15 protein-coding genes and 1 pseudogene are annotated in these 16340 nt (G+C 61.2%); 4 read left to right on the forward strand and 12 right to left on the reverse strand.

The genetic code is table 11. The features are described from left to right. Window positions 1–120 precede the first annotated feature (120 nt). From BLV67_RS11215 to BLV67_RS11240, 6 genes are read right to left on the reverse strand one after another with little or no spacing between them, the layout of a single operon-like run. Window positions 121–1791, reverse strand: a complete 1671-nt coding sequence (locus BLV67_RS11215; protein ID WP_069786806.1) for an acyl-CoA synthetase family protein — start codon at window positions 1789–1791, stop codon at window positions 121–123. After that, window positions 1788–2333 carry a COG4648 family protein gene (locus BLV67_RS11220; RefSeq protein WP_065930736.1) on the reverse strand — a complete coding sequence of 182 codons (546 nt, stop codon included), beginning with the start codon at window positions 2331–2333 and terminating at the stop codon, window positions 1788–1790. Before BLV67_RS11220 ends, BLV67_RS11215 begins: the two co-directional genes overlap by 4 nt. Continuing rightward, the gene (locus BLV67_RS11225) at window positions 2330–2584 is read right to left on the reverse strand and encodes an acyl carrier protein (RefSeq protein WP_003187949.1); all 255 of its coding nucleotides are present in this window, start codon (window positions 2582–2584) and stop codon (window positions 2330–2332) included. The genes BLV67_RS11220 and BLV67_RS11225 overlap by 4 nt, the downstream gene beginning before the upstream one ends. A 9-nt stretch (window positions 2585–2593) precedes the next feature. Next, entirely contained in the window at window positions 2594–2863 is a 270-nt protein-coding gene (locus BLV67_RS11230; RefSeq protein ID WP_069786807.1) for a phosphopantetheine-binding protein, read from the reverse strand. Next, on the reverse strand, window positions 2841–3653 hold the full coding sequence (locus tag BLV67_RS11235) for a lysophospholipid acyltransferase family protein (RefSeq protein WP_069786808.1): 813 nt from the start codon (window positions 3651–3653) through the stop codon (window positions 2841–2843). The genes BLV67_RS11230 and BLV67_RS11235 overlap by 23 nt, the downstream gene beginning before the upstream one ends. Then, window positions 3629–4348, reverse strand: a complete 720-nt coding sequence (locus BLV67_RS11240; RefSeq protein WP_069786809.1) for a beta-ketoacyl synthase chain length factor — start codon at window positions 4346–4348, stop codon at window positions 3629–3631. Before BLV67_RS11240 ends, BLV67_RS11235 begins: the two co-directional genes overlap by 25 nt. A gap of 317 nt (window positions 4349–4665) precedes the next feature. Here BLV67_RS11240 and BLV67_RS11245 point away from each other — a divergent pair, with 317 nt between their 5' ends. Both BLV67_RS11245 and BLV67_RS11250 read left to right on the forward strand, forming a co-directional pair. Then, a complete protein-coding gene (locus BLV67_RS11245) occupies window positions 4666–5436 on the forward strand; it encodes a ParA family protein (RefSeq protein ID WP_017138539.1) in 771 nt (256 codons plus the stop codon). A gap of 386 nt (window positions 5437–5822) precedes the next feature. Beyond that, window positions 5823–6044, forward strand: a complete 222-nt coding sequence (locus BLV67_RS11250; protein WP_068937390.1) for a DUF6124 family protein — start codon at window positions 5823–5825, stop codon at window positions 6042–6044. 127 nt (window positions 6045–6171) lie between these two features. Here the strand turns inward: BLV67_RS11250 and trxC are convergent, their stop codons facing one another. After that, window positions 6172–6606 (reverse strand): thioredoxin TrxC, encoded by a 435-nt coding sequence (gene trxC, locus BLV67_RS11255; RefSeq protein WP_069786810.1) that lies wholly within the window; start codon window positions 6604–6606, stop codon window positions 6172–6174. Window positions 6607–6841: 235 nt separating this feature from the next. Between trxC and BLV67_RS11260 the strand changes: the two genes are divergently transcribed. Then, complete coding sequence (locus BLV67_RS11260; RefSeq protein ID WP_069786811.1) at window positions 6842–7138, forward strand: type II toxin-antitoxin system HigB family toxin; 297 nt, start codon at window positions 6842–6844, stop codon at window positions 7136–7138. Then, a complete protein-coding gene (locus BLV67_RS11265; RefSeq protein ID WP_065930729.1) occupies window positions 7135–7536 on the forward strand; it encodes a helix-turn-helix domain-containing protein in 402 nt (133 codons plus the stop codon). The genes BLV67_RS11260 and BLV67_RS11265 overlap by 4 nt, the downstream gene beginning before the upstream one ends. Window positions 7537–7670: 134 nt before the next feature. Here BLV67_RS11265 and selO read toward each other — a convergent pair whose 3' ends face one another. The 5 genes and pseudogenes from selO to BLV67_RS33665 form a co-directional block, all read right to left on the reverse strand. After that, the gene (selO, locus tag BLV67_RS11270) at window positions 7671–9134 is read right to left on the reverse strand and encodes a protein adenylyltransferase SelO (protein WP_069786812.1); all 1464 of its coding nucleotides are present in this window, start codon (window positions 9132–9134) and stop codon (window positions 7671–7673) included. Between the two features lie 48 nt (window positions 9135–9182). Then, window positions 9183–12521, reverse strand: a complete 3339-nt coding sequence (gene mscK, locus BLV67_RS11275; protein ID WP_065930727.1) for a mechanosensitive channel MscK — start codon at window positions 12519–12521, stop codon at window positions 9183–9185. Window positions 12522–12577: 56 nt separating this feature from the next. Next, complete coding sequence (locus BLV67_RS11280) at window positions 12578–14320, reverse strand: potassium/proton antiporter (RefSeq protein WP_058422393.1); 1743 nt, start codon at window positions 14318–14320, stop codon at window positions 12578–12580. A 173-nt stretch (window positions 14321–14493) separates the two neighbouring features. Continuing rightward, window positions 14494–15366: a methyl-accepting chemotaxis protein gene (locus BLV67_RS33660; protein ID WP_370694346.1), complete on the reverse strand. Its 873-nt coding sequence runs from the start codon at window positions 15364–15366 to the stop codon at window positions 14494–14496. 30 nt (window positions 15367–15396) lie between these two features. Further along, window positions 15397–16173, reverse strand: a pseudogene (locus BLV67_RS33665) (MCP four helix bundle domain-containing protein); the annotation flags it as partial. Between the last annotated feature and the right edge of the window lie 167 nt (window positions 16174–16340).

Genomic DNA, 16340 nt, shown 5'->3' on the forward strand with positions numbered 1-16340 from the left:
TCTCCTGAGAGACCGAGTTGCCTGCATCGCAGGCAAGCCAGCTCCCACCTTTGAATGTGCTCACATGTCAAAATGTGGGAGCAGGCTTGCCCGCGATTGAGCGCGCAGCGCTCATTGGGACTATGCATGCGCAGCCACCAATTGAATCCGGCCACTGGAACACGCCGCATCGCCGTTGCGGTACGCGAAGTACAGCTTGCCGCGCTCCGGGTCGAAGCGCAGGTGCAGTTCGATCTGATCACCAGGGCGCACCAGTTGCTGGAACTTGAGTACTTCCATCCCGGCAAAGGTCGTCGGCAAATCCAGCAGTTGCTGGCCGAGGTTGAAGGCCCATTCCACCTGCACCACGCCCGGCAGCACCGGCGTGACCGGGAAATGGCCGCTGAAGTAGGCCAGGTCCGGCGGGATGCTCAGTTGCACAGTCCACTCGCCGTTGGCTTCGACTTGCTCCAACACTTCCGGCGCCTTTGGCCGTGGTGCCAGCAGCAACGCCTCGACGTCGGCCTGGGGCAGTTTGCCCTGGCTGTTCAGCGGCAGCTGGCGCAGCAAGCGCCAGCGACGGGGCAGGGCCAGGGCTTCGCAATGCTGGCTCAAATGTTCGCGCAGGGTTTGGGTGACGGTGCGGCGGCCCTGGTTGCGCAGCGCATGCAGGCCCTCGGTGCTCAACACCACCAGTGCGCCGAGTGAGGCGCGGTTTTCCTGCACCACGCCCAGACGGGTTTCAGCGACCCAGGCGTGGGTCAGCAATGCCTGTTCGAGCATGGGCAGGGAGATACGTTTTTCTTCCAGCTTGACGATGCGGTCCAGGCGCCCGAGCAGCTCGAAGCGGCCATCGCAATGAATGCGCGCCGCGTCGGCGGTTTGTTCGATATGCCCGGTCGGCAGGTACGGCGAGGCAATGCGCAGGGCGCCGTCGGCATCCTGGCTCAGCACGACATCGGCAAATGGCTGCCACGGCTGTGCGCCCTGGCGCCAGGCGATGCCACCGGTTTCCGAGCTGCCGAGGATTTCCGTCGGCCATTGCTGCAAGCGGTCGTACAGGCTGCCGGCGGCTTCCACCGGCAGCGCGCCGCCGGAGGAGAACACTCGCGACACTTGGCTCAGTGCGGGCCAGTCGAGGTTGTCGCCCATGCGCTTGAGCAGCGCGGGGCTGGCGACCCAGGCAAATTGTGCATGCTCGCGGCTGGCGCGCTGCATGTCTTCAGGGAAGGCCAGTTGCTTGCGCACAAACGTGCGACCGGCGCACAGCGGCCACAACACGCGAAACAGCAAACCATAGATATGCTGGGTGGCCACACTGCCGATGATGCAGGCGTCTTTGAGGTCTGCACCCCACAGTGCTTCCAGCGCCGCCACTTCGTTGGCCAGTTGGCGCAGGGTCTTGTCGATGCGCTTGGGTTCGCCGCTGGAGCCGGAGGTGCACAGGCTTAATTGGCAGGCGTCGAGGTCGAGCGCGGCAGGGCTCAACGGCGCTTGATACAACGCGTCCAGATCGGTGGCCTCAACCAGCCAGGCGTCTACGCTGTCGTCCCAGCGTTGACGGGTCTGCGGCTGCAAGTCGGCGGGCAGCAGTACGCTGACCCCGGCCCGCCAGGCGCCCAGCAGGGCAATCACCAGCACACCGGCGTCTTCCAGGTGCACCGCCAAGCGCCGGATGCCGCGCGCCTGCAGGCCCGCCGCCAGGCTCAGGGCCTGCTCGCAAAGTTGCACGTGATTCATCGCAGGTTCGGTGGTGACCGAACGTTGTTCCAGCGCCTCAAGCAGCACGTGCTCAAGTTTCAACCCATTCATACGCGGCCTCGAACCCTTTGTCGTACCAGCCATTCCACGGCAAACAGCAGCCCCATCAGCCCGTAGGCAATGAGGCCGTTGTACAACGTCCACCAGCTCAGCGGCGCCCACAGCGTGAGGGCGGCGGCGAGCAGGCCATTACACAGAAAAAACACGCTCCACACCACGGTGACCTGGCGCGTGTACACAATTGCGTTGGGCGGCAGCTGCGGGTCGGTCATGCGCGCCAGGCGCTCGACCATCGGCGGCCCGTATTTGAGGCTCAAGCCGAACAGCGCCAACATGAACGCGCTGACCAGGCTCGGGTACCAGCGCAGCAACTGCGGGTTGTCGAACCAGGCCAACAGCAGGCAAAACACGATCACCGCCACCGCCATCCAGCGGCTGCCGGGGCGCCGTGCGCCGGTCAGTGCACGCAGCAACCACAGGCTGCCCAGCAGCAGGCCAAATTGCCACGGCGCAAAGTGTTCGGTGCCGTAATACACCGCAAAAGGGTACAGCAGCCCCGCCAGCAACAGGCCAAGGCCGATCAGTCGGCTCATGCGGCAGGCTGGACCAGACGGTACACCGCCTCAACCACGTCGTTGACGGTGCGCACCGCCTTGAATTCTTCAGCGGCGATCTTCTTGCCGGTCTGGCGCTTGATATGGTCGATCAGGTCGACGGCATCGATGCTGTCGATTTCCAGGTCCTGGTACAGGTTGGCGTCGAGGGTGACGCGCTCAGGCGGCAGTTCAAACAGTTCCACCAAGGCATCGCGCAGGGTGTTGAAAATATCGTCACGAGTTTGCATGGTCCGGTCTCAAGCTGCCTGTCTGGCCGTGACGAATGCCGCAAGGCTGGCCACGTTGGTGAAATGATTGCGCGTGTCTTTGGCGTCGGCATCGATCTTGATGCCGTACTTTTTCTGGATCGCCAGGCCTAACTCCAGGGCGTCCACCGAATCCAGGCCCAGGCCTTCGCCGAACAGGGTCTGGTCGCTGTCGATGTCGTCGGGGCTGATGTCTTCCAGGCCCAGGGCCTCGATGATCAGCACCTTTATGTCGTGCTCAAGGCTGTATTGGTTGCTCATCTTCGGCGAGCTCCTTAATGAAATAGTGATGCAGGTAATCGTTGAGCTTGCGTGAAGCCTGGGGCGCGGGCCCCAATGTGGCAAACGCCTGTGGGTCTATATCGGCACCCACGCGCAAACTGAAGTGAAAACGGCGCTTGGGGATGCGATACCAGAGTTCGGCCTTGGTCAGGGTGGTGGGGCTGACCTTGATCACCACCGGGGTGATGATTGTCGCACCACGCAGGGCAATGGCGGCGCCACCGCGATGAAAGGCCGGTGGTGCGCCGGGTGTGGTGCGCGTGCCCTCGGGAAAGATGATCAGCGTCTGGCCTTCGCGCAGCGCATCGGCCGCGGCATCGAGCATATCGGCACTGCCGTCATTGCTGATGTAACCGGCGTCGCGCACCGGCCCACGGGTAAACGGGTTCTGGAACAGGCTCTGCTTGACCACGCAGTTGGTCTGGCGCATCAGGCCGATCAAAAACACCACGTCGATCAGCGACGGGTGGTTGGCGACGATCATTTGGCCTGGGCGCCCGAGTTTTTCTGCGCCTTCAACGCTGTAGGTCAACACCCCGGCGCGTTGCATCAGGCGAATAAACAGCCAGAACAGCTTGCTGATGGTGTGGCGGGCGCGGCGCTGGTGTTTGGCCGCGCTGCCTGGCAGGCAACTGAGCAGCGGGAACACCAGCAAGCGCAGGCACAGCCCGCCGACGCCGAAGCAGAAGAAGCTTGCGGCGGTGGCGAACAGGCGCCAGTAGTAGGCGTCCCGTGGCTTGTCGGTCAGGGCTTGCGTTGCCAGTTCCATACACGGTTCTTCCAGGCATGTTGGCAGGTGGCCTGCTCGGTGAGCAGGGTGCGCAGCAGGTTCAGGGCGTGGGGCCACTGAGTTTGACTGAGTTGGACAGCGCCGCTGTTTAGTTCCAGTTGCCACTCGTCGCCCGGGGTCAGCAGCAGGCCGAGGGCGTAGGGGAAGGGCACATCATGGATCCAGTCGGCGTAAGCCGCAGGCGGTTGTTCTTCGGTGATCACCAGCAATACCGCCGGGGCGCCTTCGTTGAGCAGCGCGGCGGCTTCGAGCATGCCGTGTTCCAGGCCGTCGCCGGCGGCGGCGAGGGCGGTCATTTCGCAGGTTTCATTGCGCAGGATCGACCACAGGCCAATCACCGCGTTATGCACCGACAGGCTGAACTGGGTGGGCGACAGCGGCTCGTCGTTGGCCAGGTCGCTGAGGATGTCGAGGGTGCGCGGGGTTTCGCCGTGCCGGGAAATAAACACCAGCGGCAGGTCCTGCCGGCCCTCGGCCAACGGCCAGCCCACGCTGAACGCCATGCGCGCCAGCCGGCTCAGGCGGCGGCGCTGCATGGCGGGCAGGAAGGACACATCGGGCGACGCATCGCTGGGCGGCACTACCACCGGAGCCTGGCACCAGGCACGCCAGTCTTGCGCAGTCTCCAGGCCCGGAGCCCAGGCGCGCCATTGGTCGATATTGAAAGTGATCACTGAGAAGTTATCCCGCCCCTGCGGGCTTCCATGTGCAGCCGTTGGCCCCGAATACCGGGACAGGGAACCATGGCCGAATGGCGCGCATTATCCCGGTGCCGTGGGGTTCTAGCAAACTTTGGTAAAGAATTGTTCGCGGATGAATACAATTTGCCGGAAAAGATTTACAGATTGTCCTTTACCTGTGCCGTGCGTGGATTGTAGGACTCTTCCTTTTGTGCGACGGCTGATGCGCCAGTGCATGGATGAACGAGGTAGCTAACAGGCGCTTTTGCCCTCTACACTCGGACATTCATTGATACACGGAGGTTTTTTCCATGCGGCGTGTGGTGTTCAATCAAAAAGGCGGCGTTGGCAAGTCCAGCATTGCCTGCAACCTGGCGGCGGTGAGCGCCAGTGAAGGCTATCGAACCCTGTTGGTGGACCTCGATGCACAGGCCAACTCAACCCAGTACCTCACAGGGCTGACCGGCGACGATATCCCGATGGGCATTGCCGATTTCTTCAAGCAAACCCTGTCTTCCGGGCCGTTTTCGAAGAAAAACCAGGTGGATATCTACGAAACGCCGTTCGATAACCTGCACGTGATCACCGCGACCGCCGAGCTTGCAGACCTGCAGCCCAAGCTTGAGGCCAAGCACAAGATCAACAAGCTGCGAAAGCTGCTGGATGAGTTGAGCGAAGATTACGACCGAATTTACCTGGATACACCGCCAGCGCTGAATTTTTATGCGGTTTCGGCGTTGATTGCCGCTGATCGCGTGCTGATCCCGTTTGATTGCGACAGCTTCTCGCGCCAGGCGCTGTATGGGCTGTTGCGTGAAATCGAAGAGTTGAAGGAAGACCACAATGAAGGCCTCGAAGTGGAAGGCATTGTGGTCAACCAGTTCCAGGCCCGTGCGAGCCTGCCGCAGCAGATGCTGGATGAGTTGATTGCCGAAGGTTTGCCGGTACTGCCGGTGTACCTGGCCAGCTCGGTGCGCATGCGCGAGTCGCACCAGGAGAGCAAGCCGCTGATCCACCTGGACCCTCGGCACAAGCTGACGTTGCAGTTTGTGGAGCTGCATAACTTGCTGGAAAATGCCTGATTTTACAGGCGATGCAAGCCCGCTCCCACATTTGTATTGTGTTTCAGCAGGGGATTTGGATTGTTCCTACGGAGGCTGTAGGAAGGGTCTGGCAAATGGGGTTGTGGCTTGTATCGTTGCCTACAGCTAAGCCAGAATCGCCCGGCTTGTGCGTCTGGATGGGCGTCTCTAAGGTTCTCGGGTCACTGAATGTTCAGTGATCGGGTTTAGTAGCCCGTGGTGAGACGTACAGCAAATCATTGATCAGGACTGTCCTGTATTTGATGGTGGCTGTACGGAGGGCGCTTTCGAGCGCGCCGGTGAGTCTCCCCGGTCTACTAACCTGCGTACAGCTGCCACCCTCCGTTTAGTAGCGGCTGGTTGCGGCTCCTGCTCGGAGACGATCCATGGTTAACCTTTATACCGTTGCACCCAACCTCCCTACCGAAGCCCTCGTACTCAACAGCTACGAAACCTTCTCTTCCGTCCGTACGCTGTTACTCAAACTGTCCAACGACCTCACCGGCGAGCACCGCGACGTGGCCCTGGCCATCCATCAATTAAGCGAACTCGGCGTAATGCTGGTCGGCCAGATGATGGACCACGAAACCCCCGTAGCCCGAGCTTAAAACACGGTCAAAATGTGGGAGCTGGCTTGCCTGCGATGCAGGCAATTCGGTCTATCAGTCAGACCAAGGTGATGCCATCGCAGGCAAGCCAGCTCCCACAGTTGACCCCGTTGCTTGAGGGGCTGGTTTACACCCCTTGGCTACGCAACCAGCTCATCAACTGCGGCAACGGAAACGCGCCACTCTGGCGTGCCACTTCGCGGCCGTTCTTGAACAGAATCAAACTCGGAATCGAGCGAATCCCCAACTGCGCGGACAGCTGCTGATTAGCCTCACTATCAAGCTTGGCCAACCGGCACTTGCCCTCCAACTGCCCAGCCGCCTGCTCAAACACCGGCGCAAATGACTTGCACGGCCCACACCACTCGGCCCACACATCCACCAGCAACGGCAGGTCGCCCTTGATCTGGCTGGCGTAGTCGCCTTGTTTCAATTCAAAAGGTTTGTTCAGCAACACAGGCTGCTTGCAGCGCCCGCATTTAGGGGAATCGCTCAGGCGTTCGCCAGGGATGCGGTTGAGGCCGTTGCAATGCGGGCAGGGGATTACAAGAGGTTCGGACATGGTGGGCTCCTTAGGTACGGCCAATAGACTGTATTTGGAGCCAGGTCCGGGGTTTATCAAGATGCACAGGCAATGACGCATCCGCTCACAGTTTGCCCGTGTCGATGCGAGGCCCAGTATCTAGGCTGTTCGAGCGTGTTCTGTTTTGCGCCATCTGTCTGTTTGCGGTTATCGCAAATTGCGATAGTCGGGAATCGGGTTTAACCTTCATAGCAAGATGCGATAAGGATGTTGCATGCGAGTGATCAGCGAGAAAAGGATTTGGGAGGCTAAGGAAAAGTGGCCGCGTTCAGCAACAGCGTTGGACCAGTGGTATCGGCTAATGAGGCGAAACACTCTCAAAGACTTCGCGGCGATGAAAGCCACGTTTCCCGCCACGGATAAGGTTGGGGATTTCCACGTATTCGATATCGGAGGCAACAAGCTGAGGTTGATCGCTAGCGTGGAGTATCGGGCGCAGCGCGTTTACATCAAGTATCTGCTTGATCACCGAGATTATGAGAAAGACAAATGGAAGGAAAAGATAAAATGAGCGCGCTTATGCGAGTAGCGGCCGAACACTGGCAGTTTGTTTCACCCGTGATGCGCAAACCAGAAAACGAGTCGGACTACGACGCGCTGGTGTGTGGCTTGGACGAGCTGTTGAGCCTGATCGGTGAAAACGAAGACAGCCCGCTGATGAGCCTGGTGGATATTCTCAGTGACTGGATCGAGGCCTACGACCATGAACACCGTCCAATGCCGGTTGCCAGTGGTGTTGATGTGCTGCGATACATGATGCGCGAACACGGTCTCACCCAGAGTGACCTACCCGGAGTAGGCGCACAATCGGTCGTCTCTGAGGTATTGAGCGGCAAGCGCCAGCTCAATCTGCGGCAAATTCGTTGGTTGGCCGAACGTTTTGGCGTAACGGTCGAAACCTTTATTTAGTTCCGTTCTGATCGTTCCCACGCTCCGCGTGGTAATGCATCCCGTGACGCTCTGCGTCACCCGTGCGCAGGGCAAAAGGCGGGACGCGGAGCGTCCCAGGCGGCATTCCCACGCAGAGCGTGGGAACGATCATCTTACGACGAGCAACTAATCTCCAAATACTTGCCCCAGTCCGGTGGCCGCTGGGCGTATTGCTCCATCCCAGGCTGTTCTTCAAAGGGTTTGGAAAGCGCTTCATGCAGCCGGCGCACTTCGCTGTAGTCGCCTGACTCGGCAGCCGCGATGGCGTTTTGCGCCAGATAGTTGCGCAGGATGTACAGCGGGTTTACCGCGTGCATGCGTTCACGGCGCTGTGCCTCGCTGTAATCGCCATCCCGTGCGACGCGAGCCTTGTACTGATCAGCCCAGGCATCGAAGCCGCCCAGGTCGACAAAGTCATCGCGCAAGCGCGCCACGGCCAGCGCCGCCGACTCATCACCCAGGCGCCGGAAGAACAGCGTGTAGTCCACGCCACTGTTTTGCATCAGCTTCAGTAAGCGCTCCACCAGTGGCTGGTCATCGTCTTCGGCGGTGGTGAGCCCCAGGCGACGGCGCATCAGGTCCAGGTAGTGCGCCTGATACAGCGGCAGGTACAGGCCAAGGGCTTCTTTTAAGGCATCCACGCTGATAAACGGCGTGAGCGCCTGGGCCAGCGCGCTGAGGTTCCACTGCCCGATCGGCACCTGATTGCTGAAGGAGTAACGCCCTTCATGGTCCGAATGGTTGCAGATGAAGTGCGCGTCAAAGTCATCCAGAAACGCAAACGGCCCGAAGTCGAAGGTGATGCCGAGGATCGACATATTGTCGGTGTTCATCACGCCGTGGCAGAAGCCATAGGCCTGCCATTTGGCGATCATCTCGGCATTGCGCTCGACGATTTCGCGGAACATTGCCAGGTACGGCTCGGGCTGTTCGCGGCACTCGGGGTAGTGCAGATTAAGCACGTGTTCGGCCAGTTCAGCCTGCTGTTCAGGCTTTTTGGTGTAGTAGAAATACTCGAAATGCCCAAAGCGGATATGGCTGTGAGCCAGGCGCAGCACCATGGCGCCACGCTCCTGTTTTTCACGCCATACCGGCGTGTCGGAGCCGATCACGCACAAGGCGCGGCTGCTGGGTATGCCCAGCGCGTGCAGGGCTTCGGAAGCGAGAAACTCACGTATGGAGGAGCGCAACACGGCACGCCCATCGCCCATGCGTGAGTACGGCGTCATCCCGGCGCCCTTGAGGTGCAGGTCCCAATGCTCGCCGGCCTGGTTGTACACCTCGCCCAGCAACAGCCCACGGCCATCGCCGAGTTGTGGGGTATAGCCGCCGAACTGGTGCCCGGAATAGACCATCGCCCGTGGCTCTGCTTCGGCCCACAGTTTGTGCCCGCCAAACAGCTCGGCAAATACCGGCGTTTCGGCCACGGCCGGGTCAAGGTCGAGCAAGGCCATGGCGGCATTGCTCGCCACCACAAGGCGTGGCGCGTCGAGGGGTTCGGGCAGTACGTGGGTTGAGAACGCGTCGCCCAGGCGTGCGAAGCGGTTGTCGAAGGTCAGTTCGTCGAGGGCTTTCACCGGCCATCTCCAGCAGAATGTCCGAGCATTCTGCTGGGGATAGGGCGTTTAGTCGAGTTTGCTCGGCGGTGGCTCTTGCACGCCGCCGTCGTTGGCGGGTTTGGCCGGCGTGTCGACTTCCACCAGTTTGTATTCCTGGCCGTGAAGGTTCTTGAGGTAGACCTCCATCTGGCGGAACGAGATGTTGATGTGGTGGTTCTTGAACTCGCGGTTGATAAAGCGGTTCACCTCGTCGATCACCGGGTTGCGGTCACCCAGGTCGCGCACGTGCATGCGCAGTTCGTGGTCGAGGGTGCTTTCGCCGAAGTTGAGGAAGTACACATGGGGTTCCGGCTCCTTCAGCACACGCGGGTTTTCGCGCGCGGCCTTGAGCAGTAATTCCTTCACCAGATCCAGATCAGAGCCGTAGTCCACGCCCAGCTTCAGCGTCACGCGGGTGATGGTGTCGGTCAGCGACCAGTTGATCAGTTGCCCGGTGATAAACGTCTTGTTCGGGACAATGATGTCCTTGCGGTCAAAGTCGGTGATCGTGGTGGCGCGGATGCGGATCTTGCTCACCGTGCCCGACAGGTTGCCGATGGTGATGGTGTCGCCGATGCGCACCGGGCGTTCGAACAGGATCATGATGCCGGAGATAAAGTTGGCGAAGATCTCCTGCATCCCGAAGCCCAACCCCACCGACAGTGCCGCCACCAGCCATTGCAACTTGTCCCAGCTCACGCCGAGGGTGGACAAGGTGGAGACGAAACCGACGCCGGCGATCACATAGGACAGCAAGGTGGTGGTGGCATAGGCGCTGCCCTGGGCCAGGTCCAGCTTGGACAGCACCAGTACTTCGAGCAGGCCGGGCAGGTTGCGCGCCAGGGCGAAGGTGATGCCGACGATGATCGAGGCGCCGAGCAAGTCGCCGATGCTGATCGGCACCATGCTGATATTGGCGCCGGTGCCGCTGGTGTATTCGTAGAGGGTCACGTTGTCCAGGTAGGAGAACACGGTAATCAGGTCTTTCCACACCCAATACAGCGCGGCGATAAAGCCGCCGAGCAAGGCCAGGCGGATCAGGCGCATGGACTGTTCGTTGACCTGTTCGATGTCCAGGGTCGGTTCTTCGATCACCGCTTCGCCGTCGCCGGCTTCCTTGGCGGCCTGGCGTTTGGCCAGGGCGCGGGCATAGGCCAGGCGCCGAGCAGCAACGCCGAGGCCGCGTACAAAGGTGGCCTCGATGACCAGCCAGAACATCAGCAGGTACAGGGTGTTGATCAGCCGGTCGCTGAGTTTGAGCGCGGTGTAGTAGTAGCCGAAGCACACGGCGATAAACAGCGCGACGGGCAGGGCGGTAAACACCAGGCCCACGGCCTTGCGGAACAATGAGGCTTTTTCGTGGGTCGGGCTGTGCAGCAGCAGGCGACTCAGCAGCCAGGCCATCAGCGCGTAGCAGGTCAGCACCACGGCAATGCCCAGCACGTCGTCGGCCAGCGCGGCCGGCTGGTGTTCGGCGATGGCCACTACGGCGACCAGGGCCAGCACCACCAGCCCGAGCTTGCGGATCCAGCCCTGGAGGAATTCGACTTGTGGCTTTTCCCAGCGGAAATGCAGTTCGGCCACGCCACCCGGCGCGAGAATCCGGTACGCGGTGTAGAACACCAGCCACGCCTGGGCGATCAGCAGCAAGGCCGCGCCCAAGTTGGCGTTTTGCCCACGGGCGTCGATTTGCAGCGCGTAACCGCACAATGCCAGCGCCAGGGCCACCGGCAGCGCCAGCAGAATATTCACCAGGATGGCCACCGGCGTGTGCCATTGGCTGTCGCGCTTGAAGTGGCCAATATCGAGGTGGATCTTTTTCAGGCGCGCGTACAAGGCTTTACGCCGCCACAGCAGTGCCCCAATCAACAGCAGCAACGGCAGGAACAGCAGCGGGCGCTGGGTCAGGCCGTCATACAGTTCGCTGACGCTGGAAGCCCACGGCAGGGTGGTGACTTGCTTGGTCAGGTGGTCCGGCACGGTTTCCAGCCACTCGGTGTCCAGCGGCTTGTTGCTGGGGATCCAGAACATTTGCTCGTCGAGGGTGGCGCGCAGGTTGGTGGCGGTGCTGAGCAGTTGTTTCTGGTTCAGTTGCAGGGTGATGGATTCGTTCAGCAGCGCGCTCAGCTCACGGCTCAGGCGTTCGAGCAGGTCGCTGCGAGTGATCGCCAGTTCCAGCAGGGTGCGGCGCAATTGTGGCGTCACGTCATCCGGCGACTGGTTGGCCAGCAGGTTATCCACATAGGTACTGGGCGTGCTGATCAGTTCGCGTTTCTGGTTGACCTCGAACTGGTACAGGCGAATGTTGGCGATGTCGTCTGCCAGGTTGCGGTCGACGGTCAGACGCGGCAGTGCCTGTTTTTGTTTGTAGAGGATCTTGGAGAGCAGCAGGCTGCCCTTGAGCACGTTGATCTGTTCGTCCAGGGCCGAGTCGCTTTGGGTGACGGTGTCCAGTTGCTGCTTGGTCTGCAGGTTTTTCTGGGTCAGGTCATTGAGGCGGTCAGTGCTTTTGAGCAGGTAGTCGGAGAGCTCAAGGTTGGCCGCGCTTTCGGTCGCGAGCAGGCTGCTGCCGCCGGCCTTTTGCGCTTCGATGGACTGCTGGGTCACGGTCTGTTGGGACTGGGCCAGGCGTTTCTGGTTGATCAGGGTTTGCAGGTCCTGAATCTCTTGCTCCAGGCGCGCGGTCTTTTCCACCACCAGGTCATGCTGGCTGTTGCCCAAATCTTGCAGTTGGCTGTTGCCGGCCAGTTCCTGGCGGCGCAGCGGGATCAGGGCATTAAGGGCCGCAAGTTCGGCATTCAGTTGGTTGCGCTGGTCGCCGCTGAGGGTTTTGCCGTTGTCTTTACCGGCCTTGAGGATCGAATTGATCTGCTGGATGCGCGTCTGGCTGCTGCTGATTTCGGTCTGGGCGCGCTCGGGGCGGGTTTGGGCGGCGATGGTCAAGCTGTTGGCTTCGGCCAACTCTTTTTGCAGGTCGCCTTGCTGGGTGCTGCGCTGCACCAGCAATTGCTCAAGTTGCGGCACGGGCAACGTGGCATAGCGTTGGGCCACGGGGACGATTTTAGTCGCCTTGAGCCGCACCAATTCACGCTGGTTGTCGGTGGTCTGGCGTGGGGCCTCTGCCAGTTGACGCTTGAGGTCGACCAGGCGCTGCTCGTAATCCTGCTTGTTGCCCAGGTACGTCAACGTCTGTTGCAGGATGCTCTGCAACGCCTTCATGTCGGCGTCGGGCAGCTTGCGGTCGGGCAGCTTGTCCAGGCTTTGCTGGATGGCATCGGCGCTGGGCGGGTCGGCGGCGTAAACGTTGCCTACACAGAGGGTCAGGCCCAGCAGGGCAGTGGCTAAAAAGGTGCGCAGTAGGGTCATGGATACCGGTCGAGCAAGCTAAAGAGGCTGGTGGCGTGGCGCCGTAGCCTCGCAGTTTAGAGGAAGAGTCCAGGGCCTGGACGACTTCCTTCGGGAAATTTGACGCCGACTTTTCCGATCTTGTTCCCGTCCATGACCGCGACGGTCCAGATTGTGTTGTTCCACTCCACCTGGTCGCCGACGATGGGCGCGCCACCGACCTTCTGGGTGATGAAGCTGCTGAGCGGCATGTCCGGGTCGATGCCGTCGAGCTTGAGCCCGTACAAGGCCGAGACCGCGCCCAGTTGGGCGTCGCCTTCGAGCACGAAATCGCCGAAGAAGCGCAGGTCGAGGCCGCGCTGCGGCGCCTGGCTGAACAGTTTGCCGAGGGCCGGCAGGTTGTGTTCGTGGCCGATCACGCAGAGTAAATCGTCGACTTCCAGCACCGTACTACCCGACGGATGGAGCAGTTGCTGGCCACGGAACAGCGCCGCGATGCGCGTGCCTTCGGGCATTTTCAGCTCGCGCAGGGCGGCGCCGATGCACCATTTCTCCGCGCCCAGGCGGTAGACGAACAGCTCCCACTCGCTGGTGACGTGCACTTCCAGGGCGGCGCGGGAGATGGGCGCCGGTTCCGGCGGCACGGTGACTTTCAGCAACTTGGCCACCCACGGCAGGCTCGTGCCCTGCACCAGCAGCGACACCAGCACGATGAAGAACGCCAGGTTGAAGTACAGCTGCGCGTGCGGCAGGCCGGCCATCAACGGGAACACTGCCAGAATGATCGGTACCGCGCCGCGCAAACCGACCCAGGCGATAAAGGCTTTTTCGCGTCCGTGGAAGGCCTTGAACGGCAGCAGGCCGACCATCACCGACAGCGGCCGCGCAAACAGGATCATCCACAGCGCCAGGCCCAGCGCCGGCAAGGCGATGGGCAGCAGGTCGTGGGGTGTGACCAGCAGGCCCAGCACCAGGAACATGCCGATCTGTGCCAGCCACGCCATGCCGTCGAGCATATGCAAAATGCCATGACGGCTGCGCACCGGGCGGTTGCCGATCACCAGGCCGCACAGGTACACGGCGAGAAAGCCGCTGCCGTGCAGGGCGTTGGTCAGGGCGAACACTACGAGGCCGCCGGCGATCACCAGGATCGGGTACAGGCCGGTGGCCAGGTTGATGCGGTTGACCATTTGCAGCATCAGCCAGCCGCCGCCCAGGCCGACGATGCCGCCGATGCCGAATTCGCGGATCAGGTGAGTCAGCAGGCTCCAGTGCAGGCCGGTCTGGCCACTGGCAAGCATGTCGATCAGGGTGACGGTGAGGAACACCGCCATCGGGTCGTTGCTGCCGGATTCGATTTCCAGGCTGGCGGTCACCCGTTCGTTCAGGCCCTTGCCGCCCAGCAGCGAGAACACGGCTGCGGCGTCTGTGGAGCCGACAATCGCGCCGATCAGCAAGCCTTGGATAATATTGAGGTCGAACAGCCAGGCCGCCGCCATGCCGGTGAGGCCGGTGGTAATCAACACCCCCACCGTGGCCAGCGACAACGCCGGCCAGAGTGCCACGCGAAAACTCGCCACCCGTGTGCGCAAACCGCCGTCGAGCAGAATGACGGCCAATGCGAGGTTGCCCACCAGGTACGCGGTTGGGTAGTTATCGAAGATGATGCCGCCGCCATCGACGCCGGCGACCATGCCCACGGCCAGGATGATCACCAGAATCGGGATCCCTAAGCGCGAGGAAAGAGAACTCACCAGAATGCTCGCACCCACCAGCAACGCGCCGATCAAGAACAGGCTGTTGATGGTCGTCGCATTCAAAGGCAGTACTCCAGAACTGGGAAGACAGGGCGCAAACTGACCATGCAGTCTGCGTGCCAGCGATTCTAACCTGTTGAATTGCTGTGCTGTCAAAAGATCGTTCCCACGCTCTGCGTGGGAATGCCTCGTTGGACGCTCTGCGTCCGCTGTCAATGTGGGATCGCCGGTGTCTGTTAAAGCCTGAAGCGCCCCACCATCCCGTTCAGGTCCACCGCCAGGCGCGACAACTCACTGCTCGCCGCGCTGGTCTGGCTTGCGCCCGTGGCCGACTGCACCGACAAATCACGAATGTTCACCAGGTTGCGGTCCACTTCCCGCGCCACTTGCGCCTGCTCTTCGGCCGCGCTGGCGATCACCAGGTTGCGTTCGTTGATCTCCACAATCGCCGTGTTGATGGTGTCCAGCGACATCCCTGCGCCCTTGGCAATGTTCAGCGTCGATTCCGCACGTTCGGTGCTGTTGCGCATCGAATCCACCGCATGCTCGGTGCCGGCCTGAATGCTGCCGATCATCCGTTCGATTTCGCTGGTCGACTGCTGGGTGCGATGGGCCAGCGCGCGCACTTCATCGGCCACCACGGCAAACCCACGACCGGCTTCACCGGCACGCGCCGCTTCAATCGCGGCGTTCAGGGCCAGCAGGTTGGTCTGGTCGGCCAGGCCGCGAATCACGTCGAGCACTTTGCCGATATCGCGGGACTCATTGGCCAGGTCGCCAATCAACGTGGCGGTGGCTTGCACGTCGCCGCTCATGCGCTCGATGGCGCTGACGGTTTCCTGCACCAGGTCACGGCCGTCACCGGCAGACGTGGTGGCGTTGCGCGAGGCTTCGGAGGTGCTCACCGCGTTGCGTGCGACTTCTTCGACGGCACTGGTCATTTCGTTGACGGCGGTGGCGGCTTGCTCGATTTCATTGTTCTGCTGGGTCAGGCCACGGGCACTTTCGTCGGTGACGGCATTCAGTTCTTCTGCCGCAGACGCCAGCTGGGTCGCGGAGCCGGCAATGCGTTGCAGGGTGTCGCGCAGCTTGTCCTGCATCTTGGCCATGGCGGCCAGCAGGCGGCCGGCTTCGTCGTTGCCGTCAACCTTGATCGGGCGCGTGAGGTTGCCTTCGGCGACTTCTTCGGCGGCCTCCAGCGCCTGAGCGATGGGCAGCGTGATGCTGCGGGTCAGCAACCAGGCGAACAGCAGGGTCAGCGCCGTGGCAATGATCAGCAGGCCCACTACCAGGTCAAAGGCCATGTCGTATTGGTCTTTGGCTTCTTGGTTGGTGGTGTTGGCCATCTGGTTGTTGAGGTCCAGCAGGCGCGTCAGCACCGCATTGACTTGCTCGGAATTGCTCAGCATTTCGGTGTTGAGCAAGGTGCGCAGCTCATCGATCTGGTTGGCGCGCGACAGGCTCTTCATGCGCTCCTCGATCTGATGGTACTGGCCGAGCAAACGCACGTATTCATCGTAGGCGCTGCGCTCTTCGCGGCTGTCGATGAGTTTTTCGTAAACGCCTTGGGCAGCACGAATCTGCTGGTTACGCAGTTCGAAGGCTTCCAGGGTCTTTTGCTGCACGTCCGGCTCGCGGTTGGTCAGCAAGCGGTACGACAGCACCCGCAGGCGCAGGGTCAGTTGGGTGAATTCGTCGAGGGCGCGGATGCTCGGCACGCTGGCTTGGGTGATGTCTTCGGTGGCTGCGCGAATCTTGCTCATCTGGTTCAAGGCGAACACACCGAGAAACAACATCAGCGCGCCAATAAACGCAAAGCCAAGGAAGGCCCTCGGAGCGATATTCATATTACGAAGAGACATGCGGGAATCCTGGGGAGAAGCGCGATCCGTGCGGCCATGAGACGAGGTGTGCATTACGTATCGGCCATGCGACTAAAGTCTTAAGGAGGCGCGCGCTTTTGTCGCATCTGACCAGGGGTTGCACGGATTCAGGAACCAGATCGGGTAAATGCAGTCACTAAGGCTCGAAAGTGCGGCCCGGCCCTTAAAAATCGGGCTGCGCGCCGGGGATAACCCTGGCA

Source organism: Pseudomonas salomonii, assembly GCF_900107155.1.
Lineage (GTDB): Bacteria > Pseudomonadota > Gammaproteobacteria > Pseudomonadales > Pseudomonadaceae > Aquipseudomonas > Aquipseudomonas salomonii.